General features: G+C 58.7%; 15 protein-coding genes and 2 pseudogenes. 5 read left to right on the top strand and 12 right to left on the bottom strand.

Going from position 1 to position 15,249, the window contains the following annotated elements:
• Positions 1-9 precede the first annotated feature (9 nt).
• From X757_RS142770 to X757_RS1000000169455, 3 genes are all read right to left on the bottom strand, one after another.
• A complete protein-coding gene (locus X757_RS142770) occupies positions 10-1,122 on the bottom strand; it encodes an acetyl-CoA acetyltransferase (RefSeq protein ID WP_023727191.1) in 1,113 nt (370 codons plus the stop codon).
• Positions 1,123-1,717: 595 nt separating this feature from the next.
• Positions 1,718-2,482: a serine hydrolase gene (locus X757_RS1000000166930; protein WP_050593965.1), complete on the bottom strand. Its 765-nt coding sequence runs from the start codon at positions 2,480-2,482 to the stop codon at positions 1,718-1,720.
• 4 nt (positions 2,483-2,486) lie between these two features.
• Complete coding sequence (locus X757_RS1000000169455; RefSeq protein ID WP_280940385.1) at positions 2,487-2,990, bottom strand: serine hydrolase; 504 nt, start codon at positions 2,988-2,990, stop codon at positions 2,487-2,489.
• Positions 2,991-3,353: 363 nt separating this feature from the next.
• On the opposite strand from X757_RS1000000169455, the gene X757_RS0134660 reads away from it, so the two are divergent.
• From X757_RS0134660 to X757_RS1000000169445, 4 genes are all read left to right on the top strand, one after another.
• Entirely contained in the window at positions 3,354-4,211 is an 858-nt protein-coding gene (locus X757_RS0134660) for a MaoC family dehydratase (protein WP_031251486.1), read from the top strand.
• A gap of 129 nt (positions 4,212-4,340) precedes the next feature.
• On the top strand, positions 4,341-5,201 hold the full coding sequence (locus X757_RS142775; protein WP_156933471.1) for an IclR family transcriptional regulator: 861 nt from the start codon (positions 4,341-4,343) through the stop codon (positions 5,199-5,201).
• A gap of 325 nt (positions 5,202-5,526) precedes the next feature.
• Entirely contained in the window at positions 5,527-5,700 is a 174-nt protein-coding gene (locus tag X757_RS1000000169450) for a 7-cyano-7-deazaguanine synthase (RefSeq protein WP_280940384.1), read from the top strand.
• A gap of 64 nt (positions 5,701-5,764) precedes the next feature.
• Positions 5,765-5,926 carry a 7-cyano-7-deazaguanine synthase gene (locus X757_RS1000000169445; RefSeq protein ID WP_023727186.1) on the top strand — a complete coding sequence of 54 codons (162 nt, stop codon included), beginning with the start codon at positions 5,765-5,767 and terminating at the stop codon, positions 5,924-5,926.
• 334 nt (positions 5,927-6,260) lie between these two features.
• Here X757_RS1000000169445 and X757_RS142780 read toward each other — a convergent pair whose 3' ends face one another.
• From X757_RS142780 to X757_RS142790, 6 genes and pseudogenes are all read right to left on the bottom strand, one after another.
• On the bottom strand, positions 6,261-7,106 hold the full coding sequence (locus tag X757_RS142780; protein WP_023727185.1) for a radical SAM/SPASM domain-containing protein: 846 nt from the start codon (positions 7,104-7,106) through the stop codon (positions 6,261-6,263).
• Between the two features lie 359 nt (positions 7,107-7,465).
• Positions 7,466-8,465 (bottom strand): annotated as a pseudogene (locus X757_RS01000000165155) (1-aminocyclopropane-1-carboxylate deaminase); the annotation flags it as partial.
• A 325-nt stretch (positions 8,466-8,790) separates the two neighbouring features.
• Positions 8,791-9,102: an exopolysaccharide production repressor protein gene (locus tag X757_RS1000000166920; protein WP_245275101.1), complete on the bottom strand. Its 312-nt coding sequence runs from the start codon at positions 9,100-9,102 to the stop codon at positions 8,791-8,793.
• Positions 9,103-9,143: 41 nt separating this feature from the next.
• The gene (gene fdxB / locus X757_RS142785) at positions 9,144-9,461 is read right to left on the bottom strand and encodes a ferredoxin III, nif-specific (protein WP_023727183.1); all 318 of its coding nucleotides are present in this window, start codon (positions 9,459-9,461) and stop codon (positions 9,144-9,146) included.
• Between the two features lie 240 nt (positions 9,462-9,701).
• Positions 9,702-10,147 (bottom strand): annotated as a pseudogene (locus tag X757_RS01000000165150) (DUF269 domain-containing protein).
• A 330-nt stretch (positions 10,148-10,477) separates the two neighbouring features.
• Positions 10,478-11,647, bottom strand: a complete 1,170-nt coding sequence (locus tag X757_RS142790; RefSeq protein ID WP_023727181.1) for a TlpA disulfide reductase family protein — start codon at positions 11,645-11,647, stop codon at positions 10,478-10,480.
• Between the two features lie 725 nt (positions 11,648-12,372).
• Here X757_RS142790 and X757_RS142795 point away from each other — a divergent pair.
• Positions 12,373-12,654, top strand: coding sequence for a hypothetical protein (locus X757_RS142795; protein ID WP_156933470.1), 282 nt, complete (start codon positions 12,373-12,375; stop codon positions 12,652-12,654).
• Between the two features lie 303 nt (positions 12,655-12,957).
• Here the strand turns inward: X757_RS142795 and X757_RS142800 are convergent, their stop codons facing one another.
• From X757_RS142800 to X757_RS142810, 3 genes are all read right to left on the bottom strand, one after another.
• Positions 12,958-13,845 (bottom strand): universal stress protein, encoded by an 888-nt coding sequence (locus X757_RS142800; RefSeq protein WP_023727179.1) that lies wholly within the window; start codon positions 13,843-13,845, stop codon positions 12,958-12,960.
• Between the two features lie 98 nt (positions 13,846-13,943).
• The gene (locus tag X757_RS142805; RefSeq protein ID WP_023727178.1) at positions 13,944-14,648 is read right to left on the bottom strand and encodes a response regulator transcription factor; all 705 of its coding nucleotides are present in this window, start codon (positions 14,646-14,648) and stop codon (positions 13,944-13,946) included.
• 108 nt (positions 14,649-14,756) lie between these two features.
• Positions 14,757-15,236, bottom strand: coding sequence for a NifX-associated nitrogen fixation protein (locus tag X757_RS142810; RefSeq protein WP_023727177.1), 480 nt, complete (start codon positions 15,234-15,236; stop codon positions 14,757-14,759).
• Positions 15,237-15,249 lie beyond the last annotated feature (13 nt).

Below are 15,249 nucleotides of genomic sequence, written 5' to 3'. Positions count from 1 at the left end.
TGCCCTTTTTCAGTTCGAGCCAAGGACGAGGGTGGCTGCGGAGCCGAAACAGGCGCCGCCGATGCCGTGAACCACAGCAAGCTGGGGATCGGTCACTTGGCGAAGTCCCGCCTCCCCTCGCAATTGCCGTACCGCTTCGACGATCAACAGCAGGCCAAGCATCCCGGGATGGTTGTAGGAGAGCCCCCCACCCATAGGGTTGACGGGCAGCTTGCCGCCCGGGCCAATCCGCTCGGGAGCAGCGAAGACTCCGCCTTCTCCTTTCCGGCAGAAGCCAAGGTCTTCCAGTTGCATGATCACCGCGATAGTGAAGTTGTCGTAAAGGAGGACCACGTCCATATCGTCCGGCACCACCCCGGCCATGCCATACGCTTGTCTGCTTGAGGCTACACCAGGGGTGACCGTGGGGTCGGGTATCTGACTGACCATCCAATGCGTGACCTTTTCACCCATACCGAGCACACGGACGGCAGACTTACGGGCATCACGCGCCCTTGCGGCGGTCGTCACGACGGCGGCACCGCCACCATCGGTCAGCAGGCAGCAGTCCAGCGTGCGCAAAGGCTCCGCAACATAGGGCGATTCCAAGACCTTTTGCTTCGTGAGCGGCGCGCGCACCCAGGCCTTGGGGTTCATCGCCGCCCATTGGCGGGCGGCAACGGCAACGCCGGCCATCTGGTCCTCAGTGGTGCCGTACTGGTGCATGTGGCGAGCAGCTATCAACGCATAGTTTCCGATGGGGCGCGGCAAACCGAAGGGGGCCTCGAACTGGCCACTTAGAGACCTGTCCTGTCCGACACCCATCACCCGGGAGCGCAAGCTACGCTGCCTAGAGGCGTATGCGATGAGTGCAACCTCGCAGCGCCCGGCCTGAACCGCGGCGAACGCGTGGTGCACGTAAGCCTCGAACGAGGCGCCGCCGATATCAGTGCTGTCGACGTAGCTTGGCTCAACGCCAAGGTACTCGGCGACTTCCGCTACCGGCTGCCTTCCAGAGACACTGACGAACAAACCATCGACGTCGCGGAGCGTCATCCCGGCTTCATCCAGCGCCTCACGGCAGGCCAAGGCGATCATCGACAGCTCGGTCTGGTCTGTCACTTTGCCAAGAGGAGNCTTCATCCAGCGCCTCACGGCAGGCCAAGGCGATCATCGACAGCTCGGTCTGGTCTGTCACTTTGCCAAGAGGAGTCTCGGCAACGCCGGCGATAAAGACATCCTCTCGACCGCTTGCCATGATTACGTCCTCCATCGTCGTCCGAGCAGCTTGTCGTGGACAGTGCCTATAACGGAGCTATGAGGATGTCCAGCAACTTTTCCGCTATTCGGAAAAGAAAATGTCAACATACGGAAACGCGCCATGAAAGGTGCTTCCTTACCGCGGCGGCCTCACAGCAAGGGCGCCTTCGAGCCATGAGGAGGTGACGGAGTTTGCGCATAATTTTCCCTGACCCCGCACAGCAGTAATCGGCACCGCTGGTGGGCGACCGCATCGCCTCGATACTGGTCGAGACAGGTGCGAGTTCTTTCACAGCTGCACCTATTCAGGCCACCCTGTCCCATGCGCCGTCGCCCACAGCCTGATGGAAGGGGTGACACCCGAGACTGGGATCAAGAGTCGTTCGGAAGGATTGATTGGGGGCACCGAGAACATAAGGACAAGCGCTCATCCGTCGAGAAATAGTTCCGGCGCTACACGCCTCCGTCGCAAACATGCTCAGCATCCGCTCAGCGCGGCACGAATCGCAAGCACCGCCGCTCGATCGTCAATCCAACGTTGGTTGACGGTATCGTCGGGGAAGGCGGACAGCTTCACGGCTGCAAACTTAGCGTCGCGATCGACATACACGGTCTGTCCGCCATGGCCGCGCGCCCAAATGGTGCGACGGCCGGTATCTTCAATCCACCATTGGTTGTGATACGCGCCGACGGGCAACAATTGACGGTCGCCATCCTGAAGCTCGACTCTACCGTTCCTTGCTTCTTCTATCCAGCTTCGGGGAACGATCTGGCGCCCGCCCCAGGCACCTCCCTCGATCAGCAACTGGGCAAACCGCCCCAAGTCGCGCAGCGTCGCACACAAGCCTCCGCTGGCGACTCCGAAACCGGCATCGTCCACAACGATATAGGCGTCCTCTTCGGCCCCCATTGGTGCCCAGATCTCTTGGCTCATCAGGTCGGCCATCGACAGCCCAGACACCTGCTGCAGGACAAAGCCCAGCACTGAGGTCTCGACCGACCGATAATTAAACCGGGCGCCGTGTGGTCCCTCTGCTTTATCAAGCGAGAGGATCAACTCCCAATAAGTGCGCGGCCAGCCTGGCACATGCTGGCGGTACCAGCCGGCGTATAGGCTTTTCCGCATATGGGAGCCTTCGTTCAGCGATTCGTCGTAGGCCACCCCGCTTGACATGTCGAGAAGGTGCTGCACCGTCGCCCCCCGGTAGGCGGTCGAAGCGAGTTCCGGCAGATAGTGCGTCACCGGTTCATNCGAGAAGGTGCTGCACCGTCGCCCCCCGGTAGGCGGTCGAAGCGAGTTCCGGCAGATAGTGCGTCACCGGTTCATTAGCATCGAGCAGGCCTTTGTTGACTAGAATTCCGGTGAGCGTCCCCGTGAAAGATTTCGTCGCCGACATCAAAAGATGCTGCTTGCGCGGGGCGAGACTGTTCAAATAACGCTCAAAGACGATCCGGCCCTTATGCAGCACCAGGAACCCGTCTGTAAAGCTCCGTCCGAGGAACTCGTCCACCGATCGCTTCCCGTCGCCGAAATGGACCGTAACATCCCCCAGCGGCTGAAGCGACTCGGGTAATGGCCGCACGGGGCCGGGACCGCGCCATATCGGAGCCGTCGCCGTCATCTCGCGGATGTGCTGAAAGGTCCACTGGTTCCAAGGCGATAAGTCCCACCCCACTCGCGGGATGAGCGGTGCGCCGGGGTTGCGTGGATCGCGAGGGTTAAGTGGATCGAGGGGGTTCGTGTCAGCCATGTCCTCTACTTCCCGCAGTCGCAACTGCCACAAGGTTCAGTTCACAGTGTTGAACTAGCGGCGCAAGCCCCCACTCCTGCCAGTGCCGCTGTGCGTCTTCCCGGTGCGTGAACCAGCATTCGCTAATCCGACGGAGCCGAGAATTCTTGTTCTCAGGGCAACCGATTGAATGAAGATGCCGTCTATCATGCAAACGGCTTCGGTGAAAAATGCCTACACCGTCCAGCAAGAATGTCCAGATCAATTTCCAATTTACGGAAAAATAAATTTCAGTATGCGGAAATTATGCTATGACATGTGTCCACTTGATCGCGTCGGCGGCTTCCGCAAGGCGCGTCGGCGCCCACGAGGAGGTCACCGCAGTTGCGCACAGATATCGTACGGTCCTGGGAATTCACGGATAGTCAACATCGATATGAAGGCCGAGATGCTATCCTATATGCACTCGCGATCGGCCTGGGAGGAAGCCCGCTTGATCCTCATGAGCTCCGCTTCGTGACCGAAAGCAGGCTTCAGCATCCATTGCCGACATTCGGCACAGTGCTCGCACGGCCGGCGCTCGATGAGCTTTTCGAGGCCGGCGAAATTGATCGCGTTAAGGTAGTACAAGGCGAGCAACGAATGGTGTTCGACCGCCCATTTCCTGTCGCTGGCGAGGTCGTCGGCCGAGCGAAGGTTTCGGGCGTGTGGGACAAGGGCGCTGGACGTGGCGCGTTGATCAGCTGGGACCATGAGCTGTTCGCCCCCCGTTCCGGAGAGCGCTACTGCCTCTCACGCAGCATCACGTTTGCCAGGGGTGACGGCGGGAGTGGTGGGGATGACGGACGGCCTCCCCCGCCTCATCCTCTGCCCAAGGTGCCGGCCGAAGCGTTCTGTGATCACGCCACACTCCCCCAATCGGCCTTGATCTATCGACAGTTGGGCGATCGCAACCCGCTGCACAGTGATCCCCAAGTGGCGAACCAGGCGGGCTTCGACCGCCCGATCCTGCATGGGTTGTGCACGTACGGCATAGCCGGATGGGCGGTGATACGGACATTTTTGGACGGCCGGGCGGAAGATCTTGCGGAACTTGACTGCCGCTTCTCGAAACCCGTATTTCCTGGCGAAATGCTGCGAACCGAAATGTGGCGAAACGGCAACGTTGTCTCCTTCCGCGTGCGCATATTGGGCCGCGATATCGTCGCGATCGACAATGGTCGTGCACTGATCCGAAACTAAAAATCGCCGTCTAGGTTGAGACGCTGGGCTGGGCACGGCGTATGAGGCTTCACTTCAAGAAGTGAGAAAGTTGTTTGGGTCTGTTTTCCGCCTGTGATATTGGGGTTCAGCGCTATCGGAGAAGCGAAAGTGAGAATCGTAACTAGGGAGATGAACGGCGAGGATCGTGCGTCGGCGCGGAAGGTGTCATCATCCAAGACGGGTCGCAATTCTGATCGTTCCGGGGAAGGATCGAAAAGCCTGCGCCGCGCGCTTCTCTTGCTGCGCACCGTTGCCGCGCATGATGACACCGGCATGCGGCTGACGGACCTTGCAAGCTCGACCGAGATGCACACCACGACGACGCATCGCCTGCTTTCGGCGCTGCAGGACGAAGGCATGATCTCGTTTGATCCCAACACGAAGCTCTATAAGCTCGGCATCGAGATGCTGCTCTTCGCCGAATCGACCCATCGCTTGAAGGTAAAAGATCAGTTGCATCCTGTTCTCATGACGTTAGCGGAGGAGTGTGGCGAGGACGTCCATTCGGTTGTTCCGACGGGAGATGATCATGTGCTCATAGACAAGGTCGAAGGTACAGAGGTCGGGCGCATTACGAGCCCGGCGGTCGGCTGCCGTCGGCCCATTGGCGTTGGTGCCGGTTCCATCGCACTCTTGACCGCTGTTTCAGAGGCCGAGGCACGCAGCCTCTACGAGCGTAATTTGCCCCACCTTGCCAACATCCGGTGGACGACGCCTGATCGCATCTGGCGCGATATTGTTGCCGCCCGCCGCCGGGGCTTCTCGGTGGTCAAGGGCCAATTGGTGAAGGACGCCACCGCAATCAGCGTCGCAGCGTTGAACGACGCCGGGGAGCCGGTGGCAAGTGTTACTGTATTCGGCCCCAACTCTAGGCTGACACCATCAAGATACGAATGGATCGCCGACCGGATCCGGCAGGAGATCATAGCGAAGGGCAAATTCCACACGGTTCTATGCCCTTCCTCCTGACTGGACTAAAGTGTTTTGGTGTAAGGACATGGTGATCACGCGGGACTTGAACGTCGGTCAACAATCTCTTCTTTCGTCAAAAGCGGTCCGAAAGCAGCCCCGACATCCCAGAAATCGGCAACAAAGCCCGTATCTGGATCTAAGGGGCCTTTCAGACGCATGGCAGCGTCTCGACCATCTCTGTCTGAATGAGGTTTAAGGTCTCGAAAAGCCGAGGGAGAATATTTCAATCTGGATTTGGGACCGGCCTAAGCCGGTTCTTCCCAACTGGGTCAGTAAAAGTTTACGAGACACCTCGTGCTGGGCTGAGCACGAGCGTTGAACAATGCAACGACATCGAAAAAACGCGCTCATTCTCTTCTCCGGCAGGCAAGATTCTACAACCTGCCTAGCTTGGGCGTTTGAGAAATTCGAACGCGTCGAGACCATTTGCTTCGATTGTGGGCAGCGGCATCGAATGGAACTCGACGCCCGGCCACCGCTGCGTGAGCGCATTTGAAGAAATTTTCGGTCTCGCGTGACCGACTGCGCGGGGACCATACGGCGGAGACCATACGGTTGATATGGCCTGCTCGGCCAAGTCAGCGATGCCGCGCTCACGCGGGACGATCGAGATCGCGACGGAAGTAAGCGGTCTGCCAAATACGTTCGTGCCCGGCCGCAACCTTCTGATCCTCGGCTTCGCGGCCGTCTTAGCTTACCGGAGGAGGACGAAGCATCCATAACGCCAAGTTCGAGGTCCCGGTCGAAGGGCGCGCTGAGAATGGCCGAATCGCCCTTCACATTGATCCGGCTCAAGATGATGCGAAAGTGTGCGCCGAAGCGGCAAGCCCGGCTAACCATGGGCGTGCCTTGCGTGCCCGGCTTCACGTTCGATGCGCCGCACATTGGGGCCAAGGACATAAGGCCACCTGCCTCGATGCGGCCACGATATATATTGAAAAATCGGCGACTAGACTCCATCGACTGGATTCAGGCGAGGCAGATGGAGGCGGCCCCGCCTTATGCAGTCTCGACATTCGCTCCGGCCCCGCTTTCAGGCGGTTCGCCGGCCCCCAATCAGCTTGCGGACGCCTTTGCATGGGCATATTCGCACATCCTACAAAGCAGAAAACCATCCGCCCCATTCATGCGATCGACGATTCCGCTAAAAACTTGCCCTTCAAAAAGATCTTCGTATTCGTCGCGCAGAAGATTGCCCAATACGTGGCGCCGTTCAAAATCCATGCAGCAGAGCGTAACGTCACCGTTTGGGAGAAGAACATTCCGATACTGCCGTCCGTCAACGCATGTCAGCGGTCCGATGACTGGCTGCCGTGGTTCGATGATCTTCGGATCGACGCTTCCACCCCTGCTGCTCAGAGGCCGCGCGCGAACTAGCGCGTCGGCGGGGATTATGTCGACGATATCGGGATGGACCTCGCCCAGGACTATAAACCGAATTGAGGCAATGTCTGTGTCGACCACTTGTCGAATCAAAGCGAGATAATTGTCTCCGACGAGACGGCTATTCATGTATGCGCCATCATCGAGAACATGGACCACGAATACCCTTGAGCGCAGCGCTTGCATGCGGTGTAGATCCCGCCCCTTCATTCCTACAAGCGTCGTGAAAATCCGGATCCCATGGCCTCTGGCGTAAGCGTGCTCGACCATTTCGGTGCAATCCGGATTGAGCCAAGGCTCGGAGTATCCGGCGAAACTAATGTCGACGGAAGTTGGTACGCGCGCCAGACATCGCTTGAAATCTTCAAGACGAAGATGCTTCACATGAGAAACAGCCCTTTGCCGATGGGCGAACTTGTCCTGCGGGCAATAAGAACATCCGACGATGCAGCCGGTGGTCGTCGTTATTTCTAAAACCCTGCCGCCCGGAATGGCAGAGCCCAGTTCCTGTAAGATCATCGGATAATCCTCCACTCTTCTGGCGCACTTGGCCAATCCTGAACTTTCACATACAACAACTTAGTTGATTAAGTTGGTAGTAATTGTTTCGCCAGTCACATTGAATTAGTTATCTTGCGGTATCGGTCCATCAACTTTGTCTAATATTCCGCGGTTATACTTTGAGCGAACTGACTTCCTCAGCAAATATCCATCGATCAGAATTTCCCAAATCAATTCAGTCAGCTTCTTCGCGTTTAGCGGCTAATTAACCGCCGGCTCCCTCGGTTTGCTGGGCGGCCCTCGAACCAACTTTGGTCGCATCGCCGGCACGCAGGACGGCGAAATCGCAATCTGTCGAGCGTCAGCCGTTGCGGAAGGAAGGTGTAACTGAAACCGTTAATGGCCGGCCCGCCGCCGAGGTGCGCGTAGAGCACCCTCGATCCCTCTTGAAAGAAGCCTTTCTGGAAGAGGTCGATCATCCCTTGCATCGATTTGCCCTCGTAGACGGGATCGGTAATTATACCCTCGAGCCGCGCACACAGGCGGATGGCCTCCTTGGTTTCCTCGGACGGAAGGCCGTAACAGGGAGACGCGTACCCGTCGAGCAACACCACGTTATCCTCCACGATTTCCGTGCCAAGGGCGACGAGCTTCGCAGTATACCGGGCAATGTTTAGCACCTGCGCCTTGGTTTGGGCGGGGATGGCAGAAGCATCGATACCGAGGAGATTGCGCTGTCGACTGTCCTTGGCAAATCCAACGAGCATGCCGGCATGCGTCGAGCCCGTGACCGTGCAAACGACAATGTAGTCGAAGGCAAACCCAAGCTGTTTCTCCTGGGCGCGCACCTCCTCCGCGAACCCGACGTACCCAAGCCGGCCATATTTGTGAACTGAGGCCCCGGCCGGTATCGCGTAGGGCCTGCCGCCCCTTGACTTGACCTCATCGAGCGCCTGTTCCCAACTACGGCGGATGCCGATATCGAAGCCCTCGTCGACAAGGCGCACTTCTGCTGCCATGATCCGACTCAAGAGAATGTTGCCGACCCGGTCGTAGACGGCGTCCTCATGTACTACCCAGCTCTCCTGAACCAGGAGACATTTCATGCCGATCTTGGCGGCGACCGCGGCGACCATCCGCGTGTGGTTGGACTGCACGCCGCCGATGGAGACAAGCGTCGGCATTTGACACGATCGCGTCGGGGATGATGTATTCGAGCTGACGGAGCTTGTTTCCGCCAAATGCGAGACCGGAGTTGCAGTCCTCGCGCTCGGCGTAGTTTCCACCCTGCCCCCCAGCTGCTTGGAGATGGCGGTCGAGCTTCTCAGTGGGCGTGGGCCCAAAGGTGAGCGGATAGCGTTCGAACTTTTCCAGCATGTTCTCTCCGGCAACACGCGATGGAGCTGAATTGGCCATGCATGAGTCATTCTAGAGGTGTCTTTGGTTTGAGGTCATCTGCGTTATCCGGCGCCGAAGAGTCCCATTACTATTTCCAGGGTCATTGAGAGTTGCAACCGCACGCCGGCGTACTGCGAAAGGGCTACGATGGTATGGCATTCAAGAACTGCGTCTCCTGGAATACTGGAATGACCGGATTGCGGTCGCCAATCGACTTCTCACGCAAAGGAGTCTTCGAATATCTGCTCAATATTTATGGTTGGTCCAAAGTGGTGCCAGCTTGAGCACCGACCTTGTCATGACCTCAAGGCAGCAGCAGCGATATGGCTAGCATTTGATCGCGCTGGAGCAAATCTGCGGATTCATTCGTCACCTCATCAAGGTCTGGCGGCTCGGATCCAACTTCCTTGCAACTGCCGAAATGCTCAGCCCTTTGGCCAACTCGGCTATCGCAGCCAGACCGCCAGATCAGAAAGAGCACGCTTGCGAAATACGCCAGCTGAAGGAGCAGAGAACAAGCCAGGGTCGTGACGACTACTGTGCCGATTGAACGAGATGTGAAGTAGACAGTCAGTGCGGTGCTGCACAGCACCACCCCCAGGACTCGACAAAACATTCTAAAGGGCAACGCCGTTCTCCTGGCTTTGTCTCCTCAGATCACGCTGCGACCTGATCGGCCGCAACATGGGTCTGGGAGTTCTTCGGGCAGACGCGGGCGCAGGCCCCGCAGCCAATGCAGCGGCCAGCATGATCGACGACCATGATCATGCGATTGAGCTCGCCATCGAAATCGTCGTCTTCGCCGTCGCAGGCGCCGAGGATTTCACCCGCGTCATCGACGCCGTAAAGATGCATGACCTCGCGAGAGCAGACTTTGAAACAGCGGCCGCAGCCGATGCAGGTCGTGACGTCTATAGCGGTGAGATATTCCGGCACCCATCCGGAGCCGTCGCGGGTGACAAATGTGTTCGTCATCGTAACTTCTTCATTTCAGCGGGCGCTCTCTTGGCACCATCCAACTCGGCAAAAACCGCCGACGTTTCCTGAGCAACTCCTCTATCTCAGTCCATTTCCGGGAGATCCTCTGCAAGGTCGCAATTGCATCTTGGCAACTGCCGCGCGCAGCTGAAGCTTCGGACTTTCTTCCCCATTTCGTCTAGCTTTGACATAAATCCTTCCTCGAAATCTGTTTCTTCACGCCCGTGCCACGTCGGGCTAGGCTTCGATGGCTGAAGTCGAATCGTCGACCAGTTTCGTACCGGCCTCCGCGATCTTCCTGAACGTCTCGAAGCCGAACCCATGGACGTCTGAACAGAGGGACGAGTTGCCCGACCATGAAAAGCACGGCCCGAAGTCCTTACGGTTTCATCTCCACGATTGGCGATGTCACCGGGCGGAGACGCTCTGCAATCGCAAGCCCGACGACGGTGTAAAACATATCGAGCCTCCACAGCACGTCCGGATCGGGGTAGCCCATGCCACGGATCGCTTGGCGCTTTTCTGGTGATGATGAAGTCGGCCAGCAGCGTGGCGTCAGATTTGCCTTGCCATAAGCAGTAGGACTCCTGAGCACGGATCATCCGCACCAGGCATTTGACGAACGGGGTGGCAAGGGCCGCCTGGTCCTCGTTGACAGCCGGGCTGACCGCGGCATCAGACATTTCGCCTTTTGCTCATTTCAGTCCTCTTCCTCGAAGCACGATGTCTTTTTTCTGGGGCGCCTACTTCGGGCACACTTGCGCAGCCGACGCTTGGCTCGGCCCCGCTGATTCCACGCAATTGATGTCCCTCGGGCCGACCTTGAACACGTCCTTGACTGCGAAGTCTTCCATGCGAATTCGCGTCGAAGATCGCTTCCGCCGCAATGCGGGAGGCCATGAACATTCGAGCCTCGATCCTGCTGCAAACGATGGACCAAGTGCTGCATGGACCTCCTTCCTGCGGTCACGCCAGGGAAATGGACGAATTGGCCAGTAAGCCATTTCGACCAATTACCCTTTTTTATCTTTCTTCCTCGGCCGACCGCGATTTGGCACCCTCGGGAAACTGTTTTGCGGAGCCGCAAAGAGAGCGCCCCAACAAGCCTTCGCACCCCTGTACCTGGCGAGGGCCTGGAGCAAATTCGGCAGATGCTGCTCTTTCAATTCGGCTGGGATAGGCTCCGCACCGTCCAGCGACGTCAGTGCCAGTTCGACCAACTCGATCGCGCGATCATTGTTGCCGTTCTCGTGATAGTACCGGGCGACCGCGGGATAGGACCGGAACTTAGGACTGTCGCCTTGCGGGGGATTCAGCGCCAGGATGTGTTCGGACAGCTCCTTGCCCATCGCGAAGCGCTCAGCAGGGGGAAGGCGCGAATGGTCATTGGCCGGATGGAAAAGTTGGTCTAGCGCCGAAACCATCCAATCCTCGGTATTTTCGTCGATGGCGTCGCGAACCAATTGCCGCATCACGGGCAAGCCGGTCCACATGTCTTGGATTTTGTGAAGCAACAGATGCGCATGAGCTAGGCGGAAATTGAGGTCGTCCGGCATCAAGGCAATGCCCTCTTCGATAGCCCAGAGCGCCGTCTTCCAATCTTCCAACTTCACCGCCGCCCAGAACCTGTCATCGATCGGCTTCTTCAACGCTTGTCCGCTCGCCAGGGGTTCGCTTGTTGCGATCCGCTCCTGATCGGCCGCTTTCGCTTTGTTTCTGGTACACCAGCTGCCGTTGAGCACTTTCGGCAAAACCTCACCGAGTTGGCTCAGATGACCGATAAAGGCGATGCAGCCGTCTCGGTCGACTACGAACGAGGTCGGAATCCCGACGCAAAAGCTGGGTTCCCTCCAAAGCTTCTTCATTTCGCCTGTGACGTCGAACGCAATTCGATGATTCAGATCCGGGCACTTTTCGGCCAACCACGCGTCCAACTTGGTCCGGGCCTCGACGGCCGTTGGAGCGTCTTCATCAGCCGCGATCCCGACGACCTCAAGTCCGCTGTCCTTGTATTTCTCCTGTAGCTGCATCAGCTCGAGCATCTCCGCCGCAGATAGTTCGCACCAAGTTGCCCAAAATTCGACGATATAGACTTTGCCGGGCTGGAAGTCCGCAAGGGGCTCGCCACGCAGCCAGTCCTCCACTTTGATCGAAGGAGCCGGTGACCCCATCCGCAACATCATCTTGCCCTCCAAAGCTATTGCCAAAGGTTGCGTGACCTTATGCGCAAGCTTGTTCCCCTTTGAGACGGGGCACGAGGGTTCAACGAAGGGAGAGCATCGTTCGTCTTGCGCATCTGCGTGCAGTCAGCCCTTCACTCAGTGTTGCTGAATCTCAATTCGCAAAGGCCGTGCCAACGCGCTCAGCGTGCGGTAAACGCTTGTTATGCTTTGAAAAACTTCTGTGGCGCCCAAGATCGCCGGTTGTATTGGACGCGACATATTTTCCGCCACTGTCAGGTCTTGGACACGCATCACCCGCTTCCCGTCGGCGCAGAAGCGTGGCCACCGACGTCTCGATATATATTGGGACGAACAGACGCATGACCGCGTTGGCTACCGCCAGCCTCGTCATCATCGTCCGCCTCAAGCCTTGCTTGAGCTTCTTTGTCGTTTCGGTCGCTCAGGTGGTAGCGCAACGCCATTGCGATTGCAGGCGCCGCTCCATCCGAGCATCGCCTCTGCCCTACCTCTTCCGCTGTGCGCTTGAATTCCTGGTGGCGACCAGGAGTTCTTCACGACGACGCCGGTTATGTCCGGCTGCGGGTCGCGAGTACCGTTATCGCCAGATGATGATCGTGGGAAGAGGGCCAGGATAAGTGCCGGCCTGTGCCGGGCCGGTGAACTCTCCCGGATTCCTGCTTTTGTTGTTCTATATCCCTTTGCACAGGTCCTACAGGGACCGCCTGGTGCCGAATGTGAGCGTTGTGGGAATTGACCGGCCTCAAGGCCGCTCGGTCGCCACGCGGTGGGCCGGGCAGACTGAAAACGCCGAAGATGCGGCCGCCCTCGCCGCTGACCCGACTACCATCCCAGGCGATGACAACGTGATTGATGCCATCGTTCGCGCCGAGGCCGGCAAGAGCGCGACCGTCGGACTCGAAGGTCGGTGCCTTGGCCGCTGCACGGTCGTTGCCGTGTTCCGTTCCCGGCCAGTGGTGAAGGAAATCGTGATAACGCCAATACGATGAGGCTACGGTCCGAACGCGGCCTGCCGCGCTGAAACGACTCTCTTTCTCGACCTCGAGTATCGGTGTTTTGAGCGCATTGAGGACGCCTGGGCTTCTGCCCGGCCGTTTGTCTGCGCGTTACGGGTTGTCTCGGCGAGCAGACACCGAGCGCGTTAGAGGCGCGGGGAATGTTCTTCGCGACGGCGCTTGCAAGTTGCTCATGAGCTTCGCGAAACTTGCGCCTTTGCCGCGACCTTTCTTGGCATCAGGATAGGTGACCAGGGGAGTAGAGCTTCGAACAGCATCGGTGCTACTTCAAGCCCGTCAGCGAGCCAAAAACAGCGGCAATGGCGGCTTCCGAACTATCCATCTCGTCACGCCACCGAAGAGCCGCTCGCGCAGCCGGCGGCTGCCATAAGCACCCATGACTATCATTTCTGCAGACGTGTCGATTGCGTGCTGCGCGAGCACCGTGGCTGCCGATTTTCCGGCGCTCGCCAGCAGGTCAACCGACACCCGAGCACCGTGCCTAGTGAGATAGGCAGCGATATCGGCTCCCGGCTCGGTACCGTTTCCGGTGCAGGTCGCCTCCGGATCGACGAGTGCGACACGAACTTCCTCAGCACCGGCTAGCAGATGCAGCGCTTCCCGAACCGAACGGGACGCCTCGACTCGCGAATCCCAGCCGACCAGCACCCGTCGTGGAGACAGAGTCGCCTCAGCGCCCTCCGGCACGACAAGCACCGGCTTTCCGGTGTCGAACAGGCTGCCGTTGATAACAAGGGGACCGACGTTAACGTCGTTGAGAAGTGCAGGGCCGACGATTGTCAGGTCGTTGCAGAGCGCCCGCGCTCGCACTGAGTCACCGAGGCTGGCCTGATCGCAGTTGACAACATCGACATCATAGCACCGCCACGTGGCTCTCAGCAGTTTGTGAATTTCCCTAGATGTTTTTTCCAGACTGGCCGCGTCCTGTGAAAATCTCTCGATTTGCCTGTACCGTTTTTCCAGTGCGGCAATGGCGTGTGCGCGTTGTCTGGGCCATCCGGGGAGGCCATCACCCAGCGGCGGAGGCGACATAACGAGAGGCGGAGGCGACATAATCAGGACGGACAAATGTGCGCCGACCTCGGCGCACAAGCTCGCAGCTGTTGTGACGTCCCGATCGGAGTGGTCAGCTCCCGCTACGCTGAGTATGCTTTTGAAGGCCATCTGACTGCTCCCCCTGTATGTCCGCCCGTAGCGCGTTTCGAAGCCGCAAGACTTGCCTTCCAACGAAGATGGAGAGTGGCACACCATCCGTTCGCGATTCAGTCGTCCGGCTTCTCGAGCGAGTAGCCGGCAGACCTGACAGTACGAATGACGCTACCTGGCGAGGCCGCCTTCAGCGCCTTTCTGATCCGGCTGATATGAACGTCGACAGTGCGTTCACCGATATGGATATTGTCCGGCCAGGCCGCGTCGATCAGCTCGTCTCGGCTGAAGACCTTGCCGGGAGCCTCAAGAAATTGCCGCAGCAGGTTGAATTCGAGAGGTCCGAGATGGATGTCGTGGCCATTACCTCGAACCCGGTGAGCATCGAGCTTCATCTCAAGGCTGCCGCAACAGAGCCAGCTGCCGTTTCTTATCCCGTTTGAACCCGGCTGTGGCAGCGCCAGCTTCGTGCGTAGACAGTCAAGCAGCTTGGCCGGCGCGAAGGGCCGCACAAAGCTCTCGTCAACACCTGCCTTCAAGAGATCGAGGTGCTGGTTCTCGGCGCCGGGCGCGATCAGGGCAATAACGGGCAGGCCGCCGGTCCGGGGCTCCCCCTTGAGCCGGGCGCAGATTGTGGAGCCTGTCGCGCTTGCTGGCCCGCAGTCCAGCACTACCGCCTGGAGCTCCCGTTCATCGGCCAATGCAAGTGCTTCCTTCACCCCGCCTGCCGGCTCACTCGTAAAGCCGTCCACTCCCAGAATGTGGCTGAGGAATAGATACAACTCAGCATCTTGCGAACAGATCAGGACCAGTGGCTTCATCAGCGCTACCCCAAGAACCAAATCGGCATCGACCGCCTCGGTTGAGTGGGCTGGCCATGGCATGTCCTCAAGGCCTGACATGATCCCTTGGCTCGAAAATCGGTTCCATCACGCCCGCGCCACCTCGGGATAAGCCTCAATGGCTGCGGTGGCATCGCCGGCCAGTTGGGTACCGGCCGCGGCGAGTTTCCAGAACGTCTCGAAGCCGAACCGATGGACATCGCGCAGGGTCTTGGACAGAACGACCAGTCGCCCGGCCGTGAAGAGCACGCGCCCGAAGCCCTCGTGGCTTATCTCCATCATCGGCGATGCCATCAGGCCCGTGCGCTCCTCAATCGCAAGCCCGACGGCGGTGTAGAACTTATCGAGCCTCCACAGCACGTCCGGATTGGGATCGCCGATGATTGGAATTGCACGGCGCTGTTCCCTGGTGATGATGAAGTCTCCCAGCAGCTCGGCGTCCGATTTGCCTTCCCATGACCCGTGGGAATCATTGGCACGGATCAGCCGCACGAGGCATTTGACGAACGGGGTGGCAAGGGCAGCCCCGTCCTCGGTGGCGGTAGGGCTAACAGCGACTTCAAACATAGCGCCCACTCCT

Source organism: Mesorhizobium sp. LSHC412B00 (assembly GCF_000503035.1).
Lineage (GTDB): Bacteria > Pseudomonadota > Alphaproteobacteria > Rhizobiales > Rhizobiaceae > Mesorhizobium.
The sequence above is the reverse complement of the archived record's forward strand: the minus strand, read 5'-3'. Positions and strand labels throughout refer to the sequence as shown.